This is a genomic window from Kitasatospora fiedleri, assembly GCF_948472415.1.
Lineage (GTDB): Bacteria > Actinomycetota > Actinomycetes > Streptomycetales > Streptomycetaceae > Kitasatospora > Kitasatospora fiedleri.
Genome location: NZ_OX419519.1, coordinates 714632 through 733789, shown reverse-complemented (window position 1 = coordinate 733789; position 19158 = coordinate 714632). Strand labels below are relative to the sequence as shown.

The 19158-nt window shown below is 75.1% G+C and carries 18 protein-coding genes and 7 pseudogenes; 10 read left to right on the top strand and 15 right to left on the bottom strand.

Annotated elements, in window-relative coordinates; genetic code table 11:
* Positions 1 to 2: 2 nt before the first annotated feature.
* The 7 genes from QMQ26_RS03725 to QMQ26_RS03695 form a co-directional block, all read right to left on the bottom strand.
* Complete coding sequence (locus QMQ26_RS03725) at positions 3 to 689, bottom strand: HAD family hydrolase (RefSeq protein ID WP_282204741.1); 687 nt, start codon at positions 687 to 689, stop codon at positions 3 to 5.
* A gap of 125 nt (positions 690 to 814) precedes the next feature.
* On the bottom strand, positions 815 to 1591 hold the full coding sequence (locus QMQ26_RS03720) for a hypothetical protein (protein ID WP_282204740.1): 777 nt from the start codon (positions 1589 to 1591) through the stop codon (positions 815 to 817).
* The gene (locus tag QMQ26_RS03715) at positions 1588 to 2238 is read right to left on the bottom strand and encodes a hypothetical protein (RefSeq protein WP_282204739.1); all 651 of its coding nucleotides are present in this window, start codon (positions 2236 to 2238) and stop codon (positions 1588 to 1590) included. Before QMQ26_RS03715 ends, QMQ26_RS03720 begins: the two co-directional genes overlap by 4 nt.
* A gap of 73 nt (positions 2239 to 2311) precedes the next feature.
* Positions 2312 to 3523: a hypothetical protein gene (locus QMQ26_RS03710; RefSeq protein ID WP_282204738.1), complete on the bottom strand. Its 1212-nt coding sequence runs from the start codon at positions 3521 to 3523 to the stop codon at positions 2312 to 2314.
* On the bottom strand, positions 3523 to 3822 hold the full coding sequence (locus QMQ26_RS03705; protein ID WP_282204737.1) for a WXG100 family type VII secretion target: 300 nt from the start codon (positions 3820 to 3822) through the stop codon (positions 3523 to 3525). The genes QMQ26_RS03710 and QMQ26_RS03705 overlap by 1 nt, the downstream gene beginning before the upstream one ends.
* A gap of 435 nt (positions 3823 to 4257) precedes the next feature.
* Positions 4258 to 4467, bottom strand: a complete 210-nt coding sequence (locus tag QMQ26_RS03700) for a CsbD family protein (RefSeq protein WP_282204736.1) — start codon at positions 4465 to 4467, stop codon at positions 4258 to 4260.
* A 100-nt stretch (positions 4468 to 4567) separates the two neighbouring features.
* Positions 4568 to 4939: a hypothetical protein gene (locus QMQ26_RS03695; RefSeq protein WP_100834861.1), complete on the bottom strand. Its 372-nt coding sequence runs from the start codon at positions 4937 to 4939 to the stop codon at positions 4568 to 4570.
* 376 nt (positions 4940 to 5315) lie between these two features.
* Here QMQ26_RS03695 and QMQ26_RS03690 point away from each other — a divergent pair, with 376 nt between their 5' ends.
* Positions 5316 to 5675, top strand: coding sequence for a hypothetical protein (locus tag QMQ26_RS03690; RefSeq protein ID WP_282204735.1), 360 nt, complete (start codon positions 5316 to 5318; stop codon positions 5673 to 5675).
* 25 nt (positions 5676 to 5700) lie between these two features.
* On the opposite strand, the gene QMQ26_RS03685 is transcribed toward QMQ26_RS03690, so the two are convergent.
* Positions 5701 to 6081, bottom strand: coding sequence for a VOC family protein (locus QMQ26_RS03685; RefSeq protein ID WP_282204734.1), 381 nt, complete (start codon positions 6079 to 6081; stop codon positions 5701 to 5703).
* Between the two features lie 629 nt (positions 6082 to 6710).
* Positions 6711 to 7034 (bottom strand): plasmid stabilization protein, encoded by a 324-nt coding sequence (locus QMQ26_RS03680; protein WP_100834857.1) that lies wholly within the window; start codon positions 7032 to 7034, stop codon positions 6711 to 6713.
* Between the two features lie 440 nt (positions 7035 to 7474).
* Here QMQ26_RS03680 and QMQ26_RS03675 point away from each other — a divergent pair, with 440 nt between their 5' ends.
* The 6 genes and pseudogenes from QMQ26_RS03675 (at position 7475) to QMQ26_RS03650 (ending at position 12980) form a co-directional block, all read left to right on the top strand.
* Positions 7475 to 8371, top strand: a complete 897-nt coding sequence (locus QMQ26_RS03675) for a SigB/SigF/SigG family RNA polymerase sigma factor (RefSeq protein WP_282204733.1) — start codon at positions 7475 to 7477, stop codon at positions 8369 to 8371.
* 82 nt (positions 8372 to 8453) lie between these two features.
* Positions 8454 to 8903: an STAS domain-containing protein gene (locus QMQ26_RS03670; protein ID WP_282204732.1), complete on the top strand. Its 450-nt coding sequence runs from the start codon at positions 8454 to 8456 to the stop codon at positions 8901 to 8903.
* A gap of 3 nt (positions 8904 to 8906) precedes the next feature.
* Positions 8907 to 9389 (top strand): ATP-binding protein, encoded by a 483-nt coding sequence (locus tag QMQ26_RS37950; protein WP_404814149.1) that lies wholly within the window; start codon positions 8907 to 8909, stop codon positions 9387 to 9389.
* Positions 9390 to 9643: 254 nt separating this feature from the next.
* Positions 9644 to 10101 (top strand): annotated as a pseudogene (locus tag QMQ26_RS03660) (SRPBCC family protein).
* A 360-nt stretch (positions 10102 to 10461) separates the two neighbouring features.
* The gene (locus QMQ26_RS03655) at positions 10462 to 11607 is read left to right on the top strand and encodes a hypothetical protein (RefSeq protein WP_282204730.1); all 1146 of its coding nucleotides are present in this window, start codon (positions 10462 to 10464) and stop codon (positions 11605 to 11607) included.
* Positions 11565 to 12980: pseudogene (locus QMQ26_RS03650) on the top strand (MFS transporter). The gene QMQ26_RS03655 and the pseudogene QMQ26_RS03650 overlap by 43 nt, the downstream one beginning before the upstream one ends.
* Before the next feature lie 131 nt (positions 12981 to 13111).
* Here QMQ26_RS03650 and QMQ26_RS37945 read toward each other — a convergent pair.
* Positions 13112 to 13374: pseudogene (locus QMQ26_RS37945) on the bottom strand (carbohydrate-binding protein); the annotation flags it as partial.
* 63 nt (positions 13375 to 13437) lie between these two features.
* Between QMQ26_RS37945 and QMQ26_RS37940 the strand changes: the two are divergent.
* Positions 13438 to 13662, top strand: a complete 225-nt coding sequence (locus QMQ26_RS37940) for a hypothetical protein (protein ID WP_404814255.1) — start codon at positions 13438 to 13440, stop codon at positions 13660 to 13662.
* Here QMQ26_RS37940 and QMQ26_RS37935 read toward each other — a convergent pair.
* The 5 genes and pseudogenes from QMQ26_RS37935 to QMQ26_RS37925 all read right to left on the bottom strand — a co-directional run.
* Positions 13629 to 14138: pseudogene (locus QMQ26_RS37935) on the bottom strand (beta-1,3-glucanase family protein); the annotation flags it as partial. The gene QMQ26_RS37940 and the pseudogene QMQ26_RS37935 overlap by 34 nt on opposite strands.
* Positions 14139 to 14259: 121 nt before the next feature.
* Positions 14260 to 14355, bottom strand: a pseudogene (locus tag QMQ26_RS03635) (beta-1,3-glucanase family protein); the annotation flags it as partial.
* Positions 14356 to 14434: 79 nt separating this feature from the next.
* Positions 14435 to 14782: pseudogene (locus QMQ26_RS03630) on the bottom strand (carbohydrate-binding protein); the annotation flags it as partial.
* Positions 14783 to 15038: 256 nt separating this feature from the next.
* Positions 15039 to 15335 (bottom strand): annotated as a pseudogene (locus tag QMQ26_RS37930) (ricin-type beta-trefoil lectin domain protein); the annotation flags it as partial.
* A gap of 153 nt (positions 15336 to 15488) precedes the next feature.
* Positions 15489 to 16130, bottom strand: coding sequence for a glycoside hydrolase family 16 protein (locus QMQ26_RS37925; protein ID WP_404814049.1), 642 nt, complete (start codon positions 16128 to 16130; stop codon positions 15489 to 15491).
* A 527-nt stretch (positions 16131 to 16657) separates the two neighbouring features.
* Between QMQ26_RS37925 and argB the strand changes: the two genes are divergently transcribed.
* Positions 16658 to 17605 (top strand): acetylglutamate kinase, encoded by a 948-nt coding sequence (gene argB / locus QMQ26_RS03620; RefSeq protein ID WP_282206406.1) that lies wholly within the window; start codon positions 16658 to 16660, stop codon positions 17603 to 17605.
* 114 nt (positions 17606 to 17719) lie between these two features.
* Entirely contained in the window at positions 17720 to 19087 is a 1368-nt protein-coding gene (locus QMQ26_RS03615) for a lysine N(6)-hydroxylase/L-ornithine N(5)-oxygenase family protein (protein ID WP_282204729.1), read from the top strand.
* The last annotated feature ends 71 nt before the right edge of the window (positions 19088 to 19158 follow it).

Sequence of the window (19158 nt, the reverse complement as noted above, 5' to 3'; positions counted from 1 at the left end):
GGTCACCGTTCACCGGTCCGGGGGCGGGCCAGCGCGCTGTCGTCCAGGCCGGCCAGCAGTGCGCCCACCGAGGCGTGCACCTCCAGGGCGCCCGCGTCGCGCAGTTCCGCGGCGGCGAGACCGCCGGTCTCCACCCCGAGGCACGGGGTCCCGGCCCGGTTCGCCGCCTCGACGTCCCACACGCTGTCGCCGACGAACACCGAGCGGTCCGCCCGGGCGCCGACCTGTTCCAGTGCGGCCCGCACCAGGTCCGGGGCCGGTTTCGAGGCGGCCACCGCGTCCGCGTCGGTCACCGCGTGCACCGCGTCGTCGGCGGCCAGCACCTTCCGCAGCACGTCCAGTTCCCGGCCCGACGCGGAGGTCGACAGCACCACCCGCCACCCGCGCCCGGCGCACTCCCGGAGCAGCTCCGCCGCCCCCGGGAAGGCCCGCAGGCCGGGCCAGTGCTGGGCGTACAGCGCGAGGTGCGCGGCGCCGATCGCCTCGTCCTCCGACCGGTCCCGGTCGTCCCCGAGCAGGTGGTCGAGCAGCTGGTCGCTGCCCATGCCGATGGCCCGGTGGATCGGGGCCGCGTCCACCTCGTGGCCGAACTGCGCCAGCGCCTGCCACCAGGCGAGGGTGTGCAGGTAGGTGGTGTCCACCAGCGTGCCGTCCACGTCGAACAGCGCGGCCGCGACGTCCGCTGCCATGCCCTTCGCCTCCTCGCGATCCGTCCCCCCGCCCGGAACCGTTCCGGTGCGGGCCCCCGTCTACCCGGGCCGCCGCACCCCACACCCCCGGCCTCCGACCGGCCCCGGCGACCCGGCGGGGGCGGTCAGTTCAGCCGGGTGCCGAACGGGTCGTGCCGGGCGGCGGTGCCCGCGCCGGTGGCGGGCGCGGGCGGGGGAGGGGAGGGCGGGTCGGCCGGCGGCAGCCGGAAGCGGACGCTGCGGACGATCCGGACCAGCAGCGGGGCGTAGACCTCGGGCCAGTTGTCGACGTCCGGGGTGCCGAGTTCGAGCAGCAGCACACCCCGGAGGGCGGGCGGCATCGGGAGGTACGCCTTGGCGGAGAGCAGCGGGACGCTCCCCCCGGCGCCGAGCTGCCAGCCCGGCTGCTGTTCGAGGGTGATCACGGCCGGTCCGGCGGGGGCGTCGAACCGGCGCACCAGCAGCGGGCGCGCCGCCCGCAGGGCGGCCGGCGGGGCGAGGACCTCGACGAGCCCGGCGGCGACGGTGGCCTGCGGGGTGTCGTCCTCGGTGTCCAGCGCGGTGACGGTGAGCGTCGCCGTCGACAGCCGGTCGCCGATCGTGCCGACGCAGGTGCCGGACCAGATCGCGCCCGCGTCGGCCAGCGCGGCGGACCCGGCCGCGTACAGCTCGGTGAGCGCCTGCCGCCGGGCCGGGGGAAGGCCCTCGGCGGCGGACCCGAGACGGGCCAGGACCAGCTCGTAGGCGTCGTCCACGTCGTCGGCGGGCTCGAACGGCACGAAGTCGGGCGGGACGTCGAACTCCACGGTCTCCGCGCGCCCCGGGCTCCCCACGCTCCAGCTGCTCTCCACGTTCTCGGTGTTCTCGGTGTTCTCGGTGTTTCCCATGGTGCTGCCGGTCAACGGTCGTCCTCACGGTTCTGGGGGCCGGGCGGGGGAGGCGGTGGCGGCGGGGTGCCGGGGCCCGGCGGCGGGTCGTACGGGGGACGCCGGTCGGCGCCCGCCGCGACCAGCCGGTCGCGGTGGTGCCGGGCGGGCAGGTAGCCGAGCAGGAACGCCAGCGCGACGACGCCCAGGGCGGCCGCCGCCACCGGGGCGCTCGCGGCCAGGGCCAGGGCGACCACCCCGAGCACGCCGCCGATCACCAGCAGGCCCGCCGGGCGGTACTCCGAGCGGACCTGCTCGGCAGTCGCCCGGGGCATCCGGTCGGGCGCGGGCCGCAGCGGCCCGCAGCCGGGCGGCCACCCCGGCGGCGTCCACCCGGCCGGGGACCCGGTGTGCGGGCCGGTCCACGGCACCGGCGCGGGCATGCCGGGCCGCAGGTCCGGGGCGCGCATCCAGGCTCCCCGGACCCGGGCGGCCGGGTCCGGGTCCAGGACGGCCCGCACCCGCCTGTGGTGGGTGCGGCCGACCTGCCGCAGCTGTTCGAGCCGGTAGCCGTAGAGCCAGCAGAGCCAGCGCAGTTGGGGCTCGTCGAGGGTGAAGGAGTTGACCAGCTCGTCGACGGTCCCGCGCCCGTCGAACAGCAGCGCGGTGCGGGTCAGATCCATCGGGCCGCTCCGGTCGCTCCGGTGGTTTCGTCCGCTGCGGTGATTCCGGGCGGGGTGCCGTCCTGACGCATCGTCAACGACCGTCCCGGGCAGCGGCCTCGTCCTTCTCCGAGCCGTCGTGCCAGGCGTTGTCCAGGCCCACCAGCAGCGGGCCGCCCAGCAGGAGTTCGCCCCACTGGCCACCGTCGCGGGGGAGGAACTGCCGCAGGCCGTCGGCGTCCTTCGACCAGCCGTCGAGGGTGATGCCGGTCGCGCCCAGGGCGACGCCGTTGCCGACCGCCTCCCGGGCGAACAGCGAGGCGGCGAGCTTGCCGGTCTTCCCGACCTCGCCGATCACCGGGACCATGCCCATCACGTCGACCGCGAAGCTCAGCGGGGGGACGTCCGCCCCCGCCGCCGCGGCCACCCCGTGGGTGACCAGGGCGGCGCCCGACAGGCCCATGGAGACCGCGTTCAGCGCGGCGGCGCCGATCTCCAGCGGCGGGAACACCAGCCCGGCGCCGGCCAGCGCGATCGAGCCCAGGCCGACCAGGGTGCTCGCGTTGGAGAGCAGGTCGCCGACCGCCGCGATCGCGTTGGCGTGCGACCTGGCCCACTCCATGGCGTCCTCGGCGAGCTGGACGTGCGCCTGGGCGACCTTCTTCACGGTGTCCATCAGGTGGGCGAACCAGCCCGACCCGTCGGGCGCCTGCTCGCCGGCCCGGGCCACCACCCGGGCGGCCTGCCGGGCCAGTTGGTCGTGCTCGGCGCGCAGCGCCTCGGCCCGGGCCACGACCCCCTGGAAGTCGGCGTCGGCGGCCCGCAGTTCGGCGTCCGCCTTGCGCAACCTTGCCTCGGCGTCGGCGAGTTGGTCCGCCTCCTGGAACCAGAGGCCGCCCAGCTTCAGGTCCGGGTTGTCGGCGGCCCGGTCGCGCCGGGCCTTCGCCGCCCGGGCCTGCTCCTCCTGGTCGGCGGCGGTGCGCTGCAGGGTGGCGAGCTGGTCGCGCCAGCCCGCCAGCGCGGTGTACGCCGAGTCGAACGAGGCGTGGGCGACGTCGAGTCGGCCGGGCAGCTCGGCGATCCGGGCGGAGAACGCGTCCGCCGCCTCGCCCTGCCAGGCCCCGCCGCCGCAGGACGCCCGGTTCACGCTGTTCCGGGCGTCCTCCAACTCCTTCGCGGCCTGCCGGAGGTCCCGGACCAGCTCGTCGATGCCGGGCAGGCTGCCGGGCGCCGGGTCGAAGCCGAGCGCGTCGAAGCCGTCGCGATCGGTCGGCGCGGCCCAGGCCGGGAACGGGAGGGTCGACATCAGACGGCCTCCCCCGCCATCATCCGGCGCACCGTCTCGTCGGTCTCCCGGTACGCCCGCACGGTCACGTCCAGGCCCTCGCTGATCGCGTGCAGCGTCTCGTTGAGCTGCTTCAGCCCGTACTTCCAGTCGTCGGCGAACGCCGCGCACGCACTGTCCAGTTCACGGTGCCCGGTCACCTGCGGCGAAGTCCGGCCCAGGGCGTGCATCGCGCCCCCCATGCTGCCGTTCGCCTCGGCGAGCTCCTTCGACACCCGGCCGAGCTCGTCGGCCTCCACCCGGAACGCCCCCTGGGCCACAGCTCCCCCTCGTCTCCCCGTGCCACCGCGTCCGGCCCCTTCGCCCGGCGCAATTCCGCGCAGCCTACCCGGAATTGCGGCAGCGGGGGGATGCTGGGTGTTTCCTGAAAACGCGGTCGGAAATCGCCGGTAGCCGCGGTGGCGGGATGGGGGTGTCAAGTCGCCTCTGGTGAGGTGGAGTTGGTGGCCCGGTCGGCGGTTCCGTGGTCAAGCGCCGGAGCGGATGCGGAACATCGCGCCGGTGGAGGGTGGGGACGGGGGCCGAACTGCCGGAAATCCGCCACCGAACCGGCGGGTGAACACCCATTTTGTCTCGACCTGGACCACCCTTGACCTGTACTTGACCTCGGTGAATCCGGCGGAGGGCCGCCGGAGCGCCGACACGGATCGGCCGCCGCCCGTCGGTGTTCGACGGGCGGCGGCCGGGGTGCGGGCTCAGCGCTTGAAGGCGCCCTTGACCTTGTCCACGCCTTCGGCGATCCGGTCCTTGGCCTTGTCGACGCCCTGCTTCGCCTGGGACTCGGCCTGGTCGCCGCGGCCCTCGTTCTCCAGTCGGTCGTTCCCGGTCGCGGCACCGGTCTTCTCCTTCGCCGCGCCGACGGCCTCCTGGGCCTTGTGCTTCATGCGGTCGGATGCGTCACTCATGGGTCGGTCCTCCTCGATCGTGCGGTCGTTTCGTGCGGTCGTTTCCTGCGCCCGTTCCGTCCGGTCACGGGGGCGGGGTCGTCGGGCGGCGGCGGCCCCGTCAGTGCGTGAAGCGGTGGCGCGGGCGGCCCTGCGGGCGCTGGGTCGTCGTCGTGGGCCGGTCGGCGGACGACAGGTCCGCCCTGGTGGCACCCGATTCGGCGGTGTGGTCCAGCGCCACGGGGGTGTCCTGCACGGGAGCCGCCCGGTGGTGGCGGCGCCAGCGCAGGCCGCCGCGCATCAGGGCGAGCCCGGCGCAGAAGATCAGCGCGAGTGCCAGCCCGGCCAGGAACGCGCCGAGGGTGCTCATGGTGGCGATCTGGTGGCCGAGCACGGTGACGCCCGTCTCGGGCCCGCCGCCGAGGTTGTCGGCGATCAGCAGGCCCGCGAACGCACCGGACGCCGCGAACAGCAGAAGTCCGAGCAGCAGCATGGTCCAGGTCCTTTCGCTAGCTCCGTTGCTTCTTCGTCCCGTGGGGTCCGTTGCCCGGTTGCCCCTGGTTCGGTGGCGTCTGCCCGGTGCGCCCGGACCGAATCAGCCCCGCGGCGGCGGGTGGCGTCCGCCGGGACGGTCACGGCGGCCACGGTGCGGTACGGCACGCCCCTCCAGCCCGCCCGACGGCACCGCCGCCGGGTCGTCCGACCGCCCGGCCGGAACGGAAACCCGGGGAGAGCGGGGGCGGCGGGGCCCGGGGTGGGCGGTATGCGGAGGGGGCGCGGCCGGGCCGGCCGCAGATGTGCCGGATCGGGTACGTGGCGGGGTCCGTCGAGGGGCCGGGGCGCACGGGTACGCGGCGTTCTGCGGTGGGGTGCACACCTACCGGGGCCGGCCGCCGGCGAGCCGGTTCCTCCTCCACGTGCTGCTGCCGGCCGATCCGCTGGTGGCCCTGCTGGTGGCCCGGGGGCGGCCGTCCGGGCCGCTGCTGGGCGCGGCCGTCATGGTGGCGGACCCGGCCGCCAACCGGTGGAGCAACCTGCCCGGGGTGTGGCGCCACCCGCTGGAGCACCTGCGGCCGGTCGGGCTGCTGCCGATCACGCTGTTCGGGCTGTTCGTGTGCGCCACCGCCGTCCCGCTGAGCCGGTTCTTCCGGGCGCGGGCACGGGCCGGTGCGGGGCGGGTGTCGGCGGGGCCGGGGGCCGGCCGGGTCGAGCCGCTCGGGGGCGGTTGAGCTCCGGCCGGCCGGCGGGGAGCGGTCAGAGCTCCTTGATGCGGGCCTTGAGCAGGCAGAACTCGTTGCCCTCGGGGTCCACCAGGACGTGCCAGGACTCCTCGCCGGTCTGCCCGATGTCGGCCGGGCGGGCGCCGAGGGCGAGCAGTCGCTCCAGCTCGGCGTCCTGGTCCCGGTCGGTCGGGTTGACGTCGATGTGCAGCCGGGACTTGCCGGGCTCCGGCTCGGCCCGGGCGCTCAGGAACAGCGTCGGCTGCGCGCCGCCGAAGCCCTCGCGCGGGCCGATCTCGACGCTGCCGTCGTCCTCGCGGCCGAGCACCACGAAGTCCAGCACCTCGCACCAGAACCGCGCCAGGACCTCGGGTTCCCGGCAGCCGAGTACGAGTTCACTGATCCGACACGCCATCGACCGAACCTGCTTCCGCTGAGGGGATGTGACGACTCGTCCGCACCCCTGCGGCCCCACGGCCGCCGCGGCGCGGACCCGCCCGTGACCGTACCCGGGGGAGCGGCCGGACGCGACCGGTTTTCCCGCCCGGAGTGTCGCGCCCGGAGCGCCGTGCGCCGCACACCTGTCCGTGAAGGGCCGTCACCCCCGTGAGAAGCCGTAACAGCGGCTGGACCCCTCGGACCGGGCGAGCCGGCGGAGGTCGAGCAGGACGGGCTCGAAGAGGACGGCCGACCGGCGCCCGACGCGGCCCCGGTGGCCCCGGGGCTGACGACGACCGCCCCGCCCTGCCGGATGGGGCGGGGCGGGGCGGGGTGCCTGGGGTTACGGGCCCGGTGGTGGGGGGCTGGGTTGCGGGGTGGGTTCGGGCTGCGGGTCGGGGTGGAGCGGGGGGCCGGGGCGGCCCGGCGGCTGCGGGTCCGGGAGGGGATCGGGGCGGCCGGGACCGGGGGGACCGGGGTTCGGGGGCTGCGGGTCGGGCGGGACCGGGGAGAACGGGCCGGGCGGGTCGGTCGGCCGGGGCGGGACGTCGGGCGGGTCGGGCGGCCGGACGTCCGGGTCGGCGGGCATCGGGATGGTCATCGCGGTCACCGCCCCAGGGCGTGCGCGAGCTGGTCCTTGTTCATCTTCGAGCGGCCCTTGACGCCGCGCTGCCGCGCCTCGTTGTACAGCTGGTCGTACGTCGGGCCGCCGGCGCCGCGGTGCGAGCGCTTGCCGCCCCGGTGGCCGGAGGAGACGTCGTGGAGGGAGCTGCGGCTGGCCGTCCGGCTCTCGCCGTGCCGGGCGCGCTCCTTGTTGACCGTGCGGGCGGCGATCTCCTCGGCGCGCTTCTCGCTCGACCCCCGCTCCAGCTGGCTCTCCTTGATGTGCTCGTACTGCCGCTCCCGCTTGGGGCTCGATCCGGCGGGCATGGTCGGACTCCTCTCGTCGCGGACGGTTCACCGGCCCGCATACCCGGATCAAGGCGGGTGAATCGGGGGAATCCGGTTCGCGGCGGCCGGACGGGGGTAGGAATAGGTCGCCATGCCGGGCGCACCGCCCGGCGCGGCCGACCCGCAGGGGTCCGTCACCCCACGGCATGCGAGCCGCGAGCCGCGTGCTGGGAGCCGTCGCCTGAAGAAGCCGGGTTCCACGGTTCTCCGCCCGCCCTGCCGCCGTGCGGCCCACCGAGTCCCGGACGGGGTTCTTCCACCGTCCGGAGCCCGGCACGCCGCAGTCCGCGCGTCAGGGAGGGTCCCACCGTTCCCCGGAGATGACTCCCCGTGACCACCACGTCCACTCTGCGCGGCATCCCCGCGTCCGGCAGCGCCCCGCGTCCACCCCCGGACCAGGGACGGCCGAGGTCGACCCGATGCACCGGCCCACCCGGCGGGAGATGCGGGCGATGGGCAAGTACGAGGCGCGCCGGCTCAGCGACGCGCTGTTCGCCCGACTGGCCGAACTGCCCCCCGAGGACCCCGCCCACAGCTACGTCCGCGGCACCCTGATCGAGCTGAACATGCCGCTGGTGCGGTTCGTCGCCGCCCGGTTCCGGCACCGCCCCGAGGAGCTCGACGACATCATCCAGGTCGGCACCGTCGGGCTGATCAAGGCCGTCGACGGCTTCGACCCGGAGCGCGGCGTCGAGTTCGTCACGTACGCGATCCCCACCGTCTCCGGCGAGATCAAGCGGTTCTTCCGCGACACCTCGTGGCCGCTGCGCGTCCCGCGCAGCGTGCAGGAGCGCTACCTGGCCGCCGCCCGCGCCTCCGACCGGCTCGAACAGAGCCTCGGCCGGCTGCCCGACACCGCCGAACTCGCCGAGGAACTGCACGTCACCGAGGAGGAGGCCGCCGAGGGGATCGACGCCGGCCGGCTCTGCCGCTGCGACTCGCTCGACTCGCTGCGCGACGAGGACTCCGACGACAGCGGCAGCGCGCTGATCAACCGGCTCGGCGGCTGCGACCCCGAACTGGAGGTCGCCGAACTCCGGGTGATGGCCAAGCCGTTCATCAGCCGACTGCCCGAACGGGAGCGCGCCGTCCTGCTGCTGCGGTTCTGGGGCGGGCTCACCCAGAACGAGATCGCCGCCGAGATCGGCGTCTCCCAGATGCACGTCTCCCGTATCCTCTCCGCCACCCTCGCCGGACTGCGCGCCGAGATCGAGGGCGCGGCCGGGGAGGAGCGGGGCGAGGCGGACGCCGACGGCATACCCGGCGAGCCGGGCGAGGAGGAGGCCGGGTGCGCGGTGCACGGCGCGGCTGATTGAGGTCCGGGCCGCCCGGGTAGCCGCGAGACCGTGCCACCCGGGGGACGAGGAGCCGACGCCGAACGGCAGGAGGTGTTCGCACGTGGACGCACAGCCCGGCCCGGGCCCCGGTGTCCCGCTCACCGTCACCCCGCTCACCGTCGTGCTGCGCCACCCGCCCGGCGCGCTCGTGGTGCGGCCCGAGGGCGAACTCGACCACGACAGCGTCGAACCCCTCCTGGACGCGCTGGAACAGGCGGTCGACGACCGGCCCGGACGGGTGGTGGTGGACTGCCTCTTCTGCGACTCCACCGGCCTCAACCTGTTGCTGCGCGCCCACGCCGCCGCCCGGCGGACCGGCCTGCCGCTGCTGCTGGCCGCGCCCGGGCGGGTGGTCGGCCGCCTGCTGGAGATCACCGGCGCGGACGAGGTGCTGGCCATTCACCCCACCGTCGAGGACGCGCTCGCGGCGGATCCGGGAGAACCGGCGGAGCCCGGCGGACCGGCGGAGGCCGGTACGTCCGGCGCGGACGACCCGCCCGGGGCCCCGTGATGGCTGCGCACCCCGCCGACCCCGCCGACCCGGCCTACTCCGCCGCCCCCGCCGGGCCGGTCCCCGCCGGGCCGGAGCGCGCGGTGCCTGCCGCTGGCCGCCGCGCCCGGGGCGGTCGCCCGGAGCCGGGAGTTCACCCGTGGCGCGCTGCGGACCTGGGGCTGGCTGGCCGCGCCGGACGAGGGCACCCGGGCCGCCGCCCAGGACGTCCTGCTGATGACCAGCGAACTGGTGACCAACGCCTGCCAACACGCCGCCGGGCCCTACACGCTGGAACTGACCAGGTACGGGCCGCTGCTGCGGGTCGCCGTCCGGGACGCCGACGACCGCCCCCCGGTGCTGCGCCCGCCCGTGGAGCCCGCCCGGCCCGGCGGGCACGGGCTGCGGGTGGTCGACCGGCTGGCCGCCGCGTGGGGCAGCGAACCGGCGGTGGGCGGCGGGAAGACGGTGTGGCTGGAGATCGTCCGCCCCCCGGCGGAACCCTGAACGCGGTGCCTGAACGCGGTGTCGCAGCGGAAGCAAGGAGCGGTCCCGCCCGCCGGGGCCGTGCCGCGTTCTCGGAGCCGAGGCGGTGGTCACGTGCGCCGAGGTGACTCGGGTGACCTCCGCGCGCTGCTCGACCGCGCCCTGGCGGCCGGTCCGGCGGCGAAACGGACGGAAGCGTTTGATCCGGGGCGAACCGGTCAGGCGCCTGCCAGGCCCGTACGCAAACGACCGAAACGTGAAACGGAGGAGCACGCATGAGCATGGTCCAGAAGACCGTCGAGGTGGACGTCCCCCTGCACACCGCGTACGACCAGTGGACGCAGTTCGAGGACTTCCCCACTTCATGGACGGCGTCGAGCAGGTGGTGCAGATCGACGAGCGGCACAACCACTGGCGGACGAAGATCGCCGGGGTGACCCGGGAGTTCGACACCGAGATCATCGACCAGCTGCCCGACCAGAAGATCGCCTGGCGGACCGTCGGCGGCGACGTCCAGCAGAAGGGCACGGTCAGCTTCACCCCGCTCGGCGACACGCGCTGCGAGGTGCGCCTGGCGATGGACTACGACCCCCAGGGCATGGCCGAGCACGCCGCCGACGCCCTCGGCATGGTCGACCGTCGGGTGAGCGGTGACCTCGACCGCTTCAAGTCCTTCATCGAAGAGCGCGGCGTGGAGAACGGCGGCTGGCGCGGGCGGATCACCCCCGCCTGACCCCCGCCGCCCGCCCCCGCCTGATCCCCTTCCTGTATTCGCGCCGCCCCGCACCGTCCAGCGGGGCGGCGCGCTGCCGTCCGAGCCGGGCAGGTCCGGTCGGTACGGGGCGGGAACGGTCGGGAGCGGTCGATACCGGTGGTACCGGTGCCCGGCGGGGCCGGCGGCCAGTACGCTCGTCGTCCCGGTCGGAGCAGGGTGCGGGGGCGAGGACCCCGTACGCCCCCGGCCGGGCGGACGCCGAGACGCACCGGGAGGCGCCGTGGACCGTCGCAGTTTCGTGGGGTTCGGCGCGGCCTCGCTCGCCGCGCTGGCCGCACCCGGCGGGCCCGGCGGGACGACCGACCCCGGGCGGCTGGGATGCTGCTGGGCGGCACCCGGGTGGACGCCGAGTTCGTCGCCTGGCTGGAGAGCGGCGGCCACGGACTGGCCGCCCTGCCCACCGAGCAGCGCGGCCGGTCCGCCCGCCTGCTGGACGCCCAACTCGCCACCGTCCGGACCCTGATCACCACCGGCCGGTACGACGAACCCACCGGCCGACGGCTGCACCGGCTGGCCGCCTCCCTCGCCACCACCAGCGGCTGGCACCGCTTCGACCAGGGCCGCCACCCCGCCGCCGGACGCCGGTGGGAACTCGCCCTCCAGTCCGCCCACCGCGCCGGCGACCACGAACGCGCCGCCGGGGTCCTCGCCGACGCCGCCTACCAGGCCACCTGGCTCGGCCGGCCCGCGGCCGCCGCCGACCGCCTCGACTACGCCCTCACCGCCACCCTCCACCCCACCGCCCGCGCCCTGCTGCTGCTCCGCCGGGCCCGCGCCCACGCCGCCCGCCACGACCCGGCCGCCTGCCGGCGCGACCTGGCCGCCGCCGAACGCGCCCTCGCCACCCCGTCCCCCGACCCGGCCCCCGCCTGGTGCGCCTGGATGGGCCCCGCCGACCTCGCCGTCGACTCCGGCGGCTGCCTGCTCGACCTCGGCCACCCCGCCGCCGCCCGCACCCGGATCACCGAGGGGCTGGCCCAGCTCCCGCCCGCCCGGGCAAGACCCGCGGCGTCTTCCTCGCCTACCAGGCCCGCACCCTCCTGCGCACCGGCGAGGTCGAACAGGCCCTCGCCGCCACCGCCGAGTCCCTCGACCTGGCCGCCCGGATCGGCTCCCCGCGCTGCGCCGCCCTGGCCCGCGACCTGGCCCCGGCCTTCCGCCCGCACCGCCGACAGGCCGGCGTCCCGGAGCTGCTGGAGCGGATCGGCGCCGCCGGGGCAACCCGGGTGGGCTGATCGTGGGTGGGCCGACCACGGAGGTGTGCCGGGGGCGGCGCCGGGCAGACGCGCCCCTGGCCCGCCCGGACGCCCGGGCGCACGGCCGGACGACGGAGGTCGAAGATGTCCGCACCGCACCGCCGCACCGCCGCTTCCGCCGCCGGGGACGGCCCGACAGCCGTCGAGACGGACGTCCCGGGCCGGTTGGACCGGCTCCCCTGGTCACCCTGGCACTGGCGCATCCTGATCGGCCTGGGCACCGTCTGGATCCTGGACGGCCTGGAAGTCACCGTGGTCGGCAACCTGGCCGCCCGGCTGGCCGAGCCGGGCAGCGGCATCGCGATCAGCAGCGCCCAGGTCACCACCGTCGCCGCCGCGATCTACGTGGCGGGCGCCTGCACCGGGGCGCTGTTCTTCGGCTGGCTGACCGACCGGCTGGGCCGGAAGAAGCTGTTCATGCTCACCCTGGCCGTCTACCTGGTCGCGACCGGCATCACCGCGCTGTCCTGGACGCCCTGGTTCTTCTTCCTCTGCCGGTTCTTCACCGGCTTCGGCATCGGCGGCGAGTACGCCGCCATCAACTCGGCGATCGACGAACTGATCCCGGCCCGGGTGCGCGGCCGGATCGACCTGATCGTCAACGGCAGCTTCTGGATCGGCGCCGCGCTCGGCGCGTTCGCCTCCATCCTGCTGCTGAACACCTCGCTGTTCGCCACCGACGTCGGCTGGCGGCTGGCGTTCGGCATCGGCGTGGTGCTCGGCCTGGTCATCCTGCTGGTGCGCCGGCACGTCCCGGAGAGCCCGCGCTGGCTGTTCACGCACGGGCAGGGCGAGGAGGCGGAACGGATCGTCGCCGAGGCCGAGGCGATCGTCGAGCGCGAGACCGCAAGCCGCTGCCCCCGGTGGACGAGCCGCCGATCACGATCCGCGAGCGCGGCCCGATCGGCTTCGTCACCATCGCCCGGACCCTGGTCTCCACCTACCCGCGCCGCACGATCCTGGGCCTGTCGCTGTTCATCGGACAGTCCTTCCTCTACAACTCGATCACCTTCGGGTACGCGGCGATCCTCACCCAGTTCTTCGACGTCCCGGCGGCCGGACCGGCTACTACTTCGCGGTGATCGCGGTCGGCAACTTCCTCGGGCCGGTGCTGCTCGGCCACTTCTTCGACTCGGTCGGCCGCAAACCGATGATCGCGGGCAGCTACATCGGCTCGGGCGTGCTGCTGTTCGGCACCGCCTGGCTCTTCGACCACGGCTCGCTGAGCGCCACCACCATGACGGCCTGCTGGACGGTCGTGCTGTCTTCGCCTCCGCCGGGGCGAGCGCCGCCTACCTGACGGTCAGCGAGATCTTCCCGCTGGAGACCCGGGCGCTGTGCATCGCCTTCTTCTACGCGGTCGGCACGGCGGCGGGCGGCATCTCCGGGCCGCTGCTCTTCAACGGCCTGGTCAGCAGCGGCGAGGTCGGCGACGCGACACTGGCGTTCTGCATCGGCGCGGCGCTGATGGTGGCCGCGGGCCTGGTCGAGGCGTTCCTCGGCGTCCGGGCCGAACGCCGCAGCCTGGAGTCGCTGGCCGCGCCGCTCAGCCAGGTCGAACGGGCCGACGCCGGCACCTGACGCCGGGGCGGCGGCGTACGGGCGGCGGCGTACGGGCGGCGGCGTACGGCGGCGGCGTACGGGCGGCGGCGTAGCGCGGTGCGGGGACGGCCTCCGAGACGGGCCGTCCCCGCACCGCGCCGCTCCGGGCGTCAGGAGAACTTGAACCAGTTGAGGTTGACGAAGTCGGCGGGCTGGCCGCTGCTGAAGGTCAGGTAGACCGTCTGGGACCCGGTGATCCGGCTCAGGTCGGCCGGGACGGTCGTCCAGGTCTGCCAGCCGCCGGTGTTGCCGACGGCGAAGCTGCCGACCGGGTCGCGGTGGGGCTGCCCAGGCGGACCTGGACCAGGCCGCTGACGCCGGCCGCGGCGCCGGAGGCGACCCGGGCGTCGATCCGGGTGGCGCCGGCGGAGCCGAAGTCCAGCGAGTAGCGCAGCCAGTCGCCGTTGGACAGCCAGCCGACGTCCGTGCCGCCGCGGTGTCGGAGCACGTCTCGGTCTGGGCGCCGGACTGCGCGGTGTACGACTCGGCCTGCACGGTGGCGAACGCGCTGCCGCCCCCGCTCGGCGGCGGTGGTGTGCTGCCGCCACCGCCGCCCGCCAGGCCGCCGACGGTGATCACCCAGCGGGTGGGGCTGCCGGACTGCACCTTGCCCTCGAAGTCGACGCCCGCCGGGTGGACGTCGTCGTACGGGAAGGCGTAGCCGAGGCCGTCGGGCGTGGTGGAGTGCAGGATTCGGGCGTAGTGGTTGGTGCGGGCCTGGGTGTAGAACGCGGCCGGGTTCTCGCCGGTGGGCTGGTTGGGGTTGCTGAGCAGCGTGGTGCGGTTGAACGCGGCGGCCAGCCGGGCGCTCAGGTTGCCCATCAGGTCGTTGCCGGTGGTGAACGGCGCGTCGCTGCAGAGAAGATCGCCAGCGTGGACGGCTTGGCGAAGGACCCGGCGCCGGGGAAGGTGAGCGTGTTGCCGCTGACCCGGCCGGTGAACGCGCCCCAGGTGTACTGGGTGTCGATCCGCAGGTCGGTGCTCGCGTACTTGCTCCACACCTGGTCGACGTAGGGCTCGAAGTACCCGCTGAACAGGGCGCTGTTGCCCGCGGATCGCCAGGTTCGGGGCGAGCACCCGCAGGTCGCCGCCGCCGCGGTTGACGACCAGCTTGCTCCAGTCCGAGCCGTCGGCGGAGGACTGGGCGCGCAGCGCGGACGCGACCCGGGCCAGGCCGTCGGAGGGCAGGCGCGCGCACCGTCTGGGTGGCGCCGCCGGAGACCTCCAGCTGGAAGGCGATCGGCAGGCAGACCATGTCGACGAAGGTGATGTTGCCGAACAACTGGTCGTTGTTGAAGGTGAATTCGCAGAAGTCGTGCCGGACGTCGATGTTCGGGTCGCTCGGGTTGACCACCGAGGCAGGGCCAGGCGCCGCCGCGGTTCATCAGGAAGGTCAGCTTGGCGCCGACCGAGAAGTAGATCCGCCCGCTGTCCAGGTGCGGCAGCGTCACCCGGCGCGGCGCGGCCCCCGAGGCGTTCAGCGCGATCGCGCAGTCCACGCCCAGCGGCGTCTGGTCGTTGGCCGGGTTCGGCGCGGTGGTACAGGCTGGAGCCGTTGGACTGGAGGAAGGCCCAGCCGCCGCCGGCCGCCGGGTCGCGGCCGACCACGTAGGCGTAGACCGGTGTTGTTGCCGGTGGTGTTGGCGAGGTCGAGCGCCAGGGTCGCCGGGGTCTGCGCCTGGGCCTCGCCGCCGCGAACGCCAGGTAGCCGGCGGCAGGGCGAGGGTGGCGGCGGCCAGCAGGGTGCGGCGGGAGAGCTTCGCCGGGGGGCGGTGCGTCATGGCGTGGGGGAGTCCTCTCGGGCGGGGGGAGGGGAGGAAGGGACGCGTGGGTGGTGCGGTGCGGTGCGGTGGTGCGGTGAGGGGCGCGGCCGGCCGGCGGTAGGTGCCGGACGCGGCCGGCCGCGCGGGGAAGGGGCCGGTGGGGGACGGCCCGTGGTCGGGTGCCGGGGTGCCGGCGAGTGAACCGGTTCAGGGCTGATCGGGCGTCAGCGAGCGTCCACTTCTGCGCGGCGGAGCCGTTGCAGGTCCACAGCTGGAGCCGGGTGCCGTCGGCGGCGGAGCCGTTCGGGGAGTCCAGGCACTTGCCGGAGCCGGGGTTGAGGAAGTCGTTGCCGGAGCGGTGGGTCCACTGCTGGGCGCTGGTGCCGTTGCAGGTGTAGAGCTGGATCGCCGCGCCGTCGTTGTGGGAGGCGGCGGCGACGTCCAGGCACTTGCCGAGGGCGCGGACGGTGCCGTCGCTGCCGACGGTCCACTGCTGGGCGGCGGCGCCGGTGCAGTTGTGCAGTTGGACGGGGTGCTGTCGGCGCTGGAGCCGCCCGCCACGTCCACGCACATGCCGCCGGGCCGGTGATCCCGGCCGGTGGAGGTGCCGCCGGTGCTGCCGCCCCAGGTGGTGGTGTGCACGTAGTCGACGGTCATGGTCTGCGGGTAGGTGGAGGAGCCGTCGGGTTGCCGGGCCAGTCGCCGCCGACCGCGAGGTTGAGGATCACGAAGAACGGGTGGTCGAAGACCCAGCGGTTGCCGCCGAGGTCGGCGGGGTGCGGGTCTGGTAGGCGGTGCCGTCCACGGACCAGGTGATCGCGGTGGGGCTCCAGTCGACGGCGAAGGTGTGGAAGGCGTCGGCGAAGGACTGCCCGCCGGGCAGGCTGTACGGGGCGCCGATGCCGCCCGCGCCGGAGTAGCCGGGACCGTGGATGGTGCCGTGCACGGTGCCCGGTTCGCGGCCGATGTTCTCCATGACGTCGAGCTCGCCGCTGGTGGGCCAGCCCGCGGTGGAGAGGTCGTTGCCGAGCATCCAGAAGGCGGGCCAGATGCCCTGCCCGCGCGGGATCTTGATCCGGGACTCGAAGTGCCCGTACGCCTGGGTGAAGGTGCGGGCGGTGTTCAGCCGGGCCGAGGTGTACTGGCAGGTGCCGTACCAACAGGACAGGCCCGGGTCGGAGTTGCGCTTGGCGGTGATCACCAGGTGGCCCTGGCCGTCCAGCGCGGCGTTCGCGGCGCCCGCCGTGTAGTACTGCAACTCGTGGTTGCCGTTGCCCGAACCGCCGGTCTCCAGCGTCCACTTGGCGGGGTCGACGGCCGAGCCGGCCGGTCCGTCGAAGTCGTCGCCCCAGCTGCCGGCGGCCACCGGGGCGGCGGCCGGGCGACGACGGCGGCCCGGGCGGCACCGGTGGGGAGGTGCCGAACGGCGCGGCGGCCACCAGGGTGGTGGCGACGAGGAGCACGAATCCGCCGAGGGACCAACGGCGCGTGCGGGTGGCAGCAGCCATGGAGGAATCCTTTGTCTGAGAGCGCTCTCTGCGGCGGGCGCCTCCGCCGGTTGGCCTGAATCGTACGGACGGGATATCGGCATGGCAACGTCAAAGAACGGCCGATTTTCCCGAGCTTCGGCGGGAACTGGCGTTCAGGACTTGGAGACTGACGCCGGTTGGCCGGACAGAGACCTGTGAGAGCGCTCTCTCGAGGGTGCCGGGTGCCCCACCGAGGCGTGCTGGGCAGCGGTCCGGACGACATGTAAGGTAACCCTTGCCTAACTGACCGGGGTGGCGCTAGGAGCGTGGGAGGCGAGCGGTGGCCGGACTGTGTGCGGAGTCGTCGGACTCGGGGAAGGACTCGGGGCCGAGGCCCGGACGGGGCCCGGAGCCGGGCCCCGACCTGCTGTCCTGCCTGGCCGGCCTGCGGGCCCACCGGGGCGCGACCGTGGTGCTGAAGTTCGGCGGGAACGCCATGGTGGACCGGGAGTTGAAGGCGTCCTTCGCCCGCTCCGTGGTGCTGCTGCGGTACGCCGGACTGCGCCCGGTGGTGGTGCACGGCGGCGGCCCGCAGATCGACGCGCACCTGAGCCGGATCGGCGTGAGCGCGCCGTTCGCGGGCGGGCTGCGGGTCACCACGCCCGAGGTGATGGACGAGGTCCGGATGGTGCTGGCCGGACGGGTGCAGCGCGAACTGGTCGGCCTGCTCAACGCGCAGGGCCCGTTCGCCGTCGGCCTGACCGGCGAGGACGCCGGCACCCTGGCGGCGGTCCGCCGCTGGGGCCGGGCGGACGGGCGGCGGGTCGACCTGGGCCGGGTCGGCGAGGTCGCCGAGGTGCGCACCGGGCTGCTGGACGCCCTGCTCGCGGACGGCCGGATTCCGGTGCTCTCCTCGATCGCCCCCGCCGCCGACCGCTCCGACGGCGCCGTCTACAACGTGAACGCCGACACGGCCGCCGCCGCGGTGGCCGGGGCGCTCGGCGCGCGGGCGCTGCTGATGCTCACCGACGTGCCCGGCCTGTACCGGAGTTGGCCCCCGCAGGGCGGCCCGATCGGGCAGCTGACGGCCGGTGAGCTGGCCCGGATGCTGCCCGGGCTGGCGGGCGGCATGGTGCCCAAGATGGCGGCCTGTCTGGCGGCGCTGCGCGCCGGGGTCGGCGAGGTGCGGGTGCTGGACGGGCGGGAGCCCGACGCGGTGCTGCGGGCGTTCGGCCCGGCCGCGCCCGGCACCCGGGTGGTCCGCGGCCCGGAGGCGGGCGCGGAGGTGGTCGCCGACGCGGGTTCGGGCGCGGGCGCGGTGCTCGCCGGCCGCTGGCCCGCGGGCAAAGGCGCTGGCCGCGGCGCGGACTGAACTTGACTCAGCCGCCCGCGGTAAGAGAAGTTAGGTAAGCCTTACCAAAGTAAAAAGGGGGTGCGGGTCCACCCGCCCCCACCGCACCGGTACCGGGAAGAGGGAAGGACGCGCATGTCGCTGGAGAACGAGGCGGTCCGCACGGACGGGGATGTCGACGACCTGGTCGGCATAGGCTTCGGCCCCGCCAACCTCGCCCTCGCGATCGCGGTCGACGACCACAACCGGTCCGCCGGCGAACCCCCGCTGCGGGCCAGCTTCCTGGAGCGCCAGGAGGGCTTCGGCTGGCACCGGGGCATGCTGCTGGACGGCGCGACCATGCAGGTCTCCTTCCTCAAGGACCTGGTCACCCAGCGCGACCCGCGCAGCCGCTTCACCTTCCTGTCCTACCTCCAGGAGCGCGGCCGGCTCGCCGACTTCATCAACCTGAAGACCTTCTACCCGACCCGGCTCGAGTTCCACGACTACTTCGAGTGGTGCGCCGCCGAGTTCGCCGACCGGGTCGGCTACGCCCGCACCGTCACCGGCATCCGCCCGGTCACCGGGCCCGACGGCCGCACCGAGCGGGTCGAGGTGGTCTCCGAGGCCCTCGGCGGCGGCGACCGCCGGGTGCGCCAGGCCCGCAACATCGCGGTCGGCACCGGCCTCACCCCCCGGCTGCCCGAGGGCGTCCGCACCGGCGCGCACCTCTGGCACACCCGCGACCTGCTGCTGCGCGCACCGGAGTTGGCGCAGCGCCCGCTCAAGCACCGGCGGATCGCCGTGGTCGGCGCCGGGCAGTCCGCCGCCGAGGCCGTCGAGTTCCTGCACCGCACCTTCCCCGAGGCGGAGGTCTGCGCCGTCCTCACCCGGTACGGCTACAGCCCCGCCGACGACAGCCCGTTCGCCAACCGGATCTTCGACCCGTCGGCCGTGGACGAGTTCTACGCCGCGCCCGAGATCGCCAAGCGGACCCTGCTGGCCCAGCACGCCAACACCAACTACTCGGTGGTGGACGGCGAACTGATCGAGGCGCTGTACCGCACCGCCTACCAGGAGAAGGTCGCCGGGCACGAGCGCCTGCGGATCCTGAACGCCACCCGGCTGACCGCCGCCGAGGAGGGCCCCGACGGCGCCCGGGCGCATGTCCGCTCGCTGACCACCGGCCGCGAGCAGGTCCTGGAGTGCGACGCGGTGGTGCTCGCCACCGGGTACACCCACGTCGACCCGCGCGAACTGCTCGGCGAGCAGCTCGCCGCCGCCTGCCGCACCGACGAGCAGGGCCGGCTGCGGGTCGACCGCGACCACCGGGTGCTCACCGACGACCGCCTCGACGTCGGCATCTACCTCCAGGGCGGCACCGAGCACACCCACGGCATCACCTCCTCGCTGCTCTCCACGCTGGCCGTGCGCTCCGGCGAGATCCGCGACTCGATGCTGCTGCGCCGGGCCGGCCGCGACCTGCGGGCCCGCGGCGCCGCGACCGCCGCCGCCACGGCCTGAGCCCTGCCGCGCCCGAACGCCGCCGGGGCCCGCACCGCGCGCCGCCCCGGCCCGGCCGGCCCACCCGACCC

Bases quoted from the DNA above. Each gene is read 5' to 3' on its own strand.
- QMQ26_RS03725 (WP_282204741.1), bottom strand. From the start codon at position 689: ATGGCAGCGGACGTCGCGGCCGCGCTGTTCGACGTGGACGGCACGCTG.
- QMQ26_RS03715 (WP_282204739.1), bottom strand. From the start codon at position 2,238: ATGGATCTGACCCGCACCGCGCTGCTGTTCGACGGGCGCGGGACCGTC.
- QMQ26_RS03710 (WP_282204738.1), bottom strand. From the start codon at position 3,523: ATGTCGACCCTCCCGTTCCCGGCCTGGGCCGCGCCGACCGATCGCGAC.
- QMQ26_RS03700 (WP_282204736.1), bottom strand. From the start codon at position 4,467: ATGAGTGACGCATCCGACCGCATGAAGCACAAGGCCCAGGAGGCCGTC.
- QMQ26_RS03695 (WP_100834861.1), bottom strand. From the start codon at position 4,939: ATGCTGCTGCTCGGACTTCTGCTGTTCGCGGCGTCCGGTGCGTTCGCG.
- QMQ26_RS03685 (WP_282204734.1), bottom strand. From the start codon at position 6,081: ATGGCGTGTCGGATCAGTGAACTCGTACTCGGCTGCCGGGAACCCGAG.
- QMQ26_RS03680 (WP_100834857.1), bottom strand. From the start codon at position 7,034: ATGCCCGCCGGATCGAGCCCCAAGCGGGAGCGGCAGTACGAGCACATC.
- QMQ26_RS03675 (WP_282204733.1), top strand. From the start codon at position 7,475: ATGCACCGGCCCACCCGGCGGGAGATGCGGGCGATGGGCAAGTACGAG.
- QMQ26_RS03655 (WP_282204730.1), top strand. From the start codon at position 10,462: ATGCTGCTGGGCGGCACCCGGGTGGACGCCGAGTTCGTCGCCTGGCTG.
- QMQ26_RS03615 (WP_282204729.1), top strand. From the start codon at position 17,720: ATGTCGCTGGAGAACGAGGCGGTCCGCACGGACGGGGATGTCGACGAC.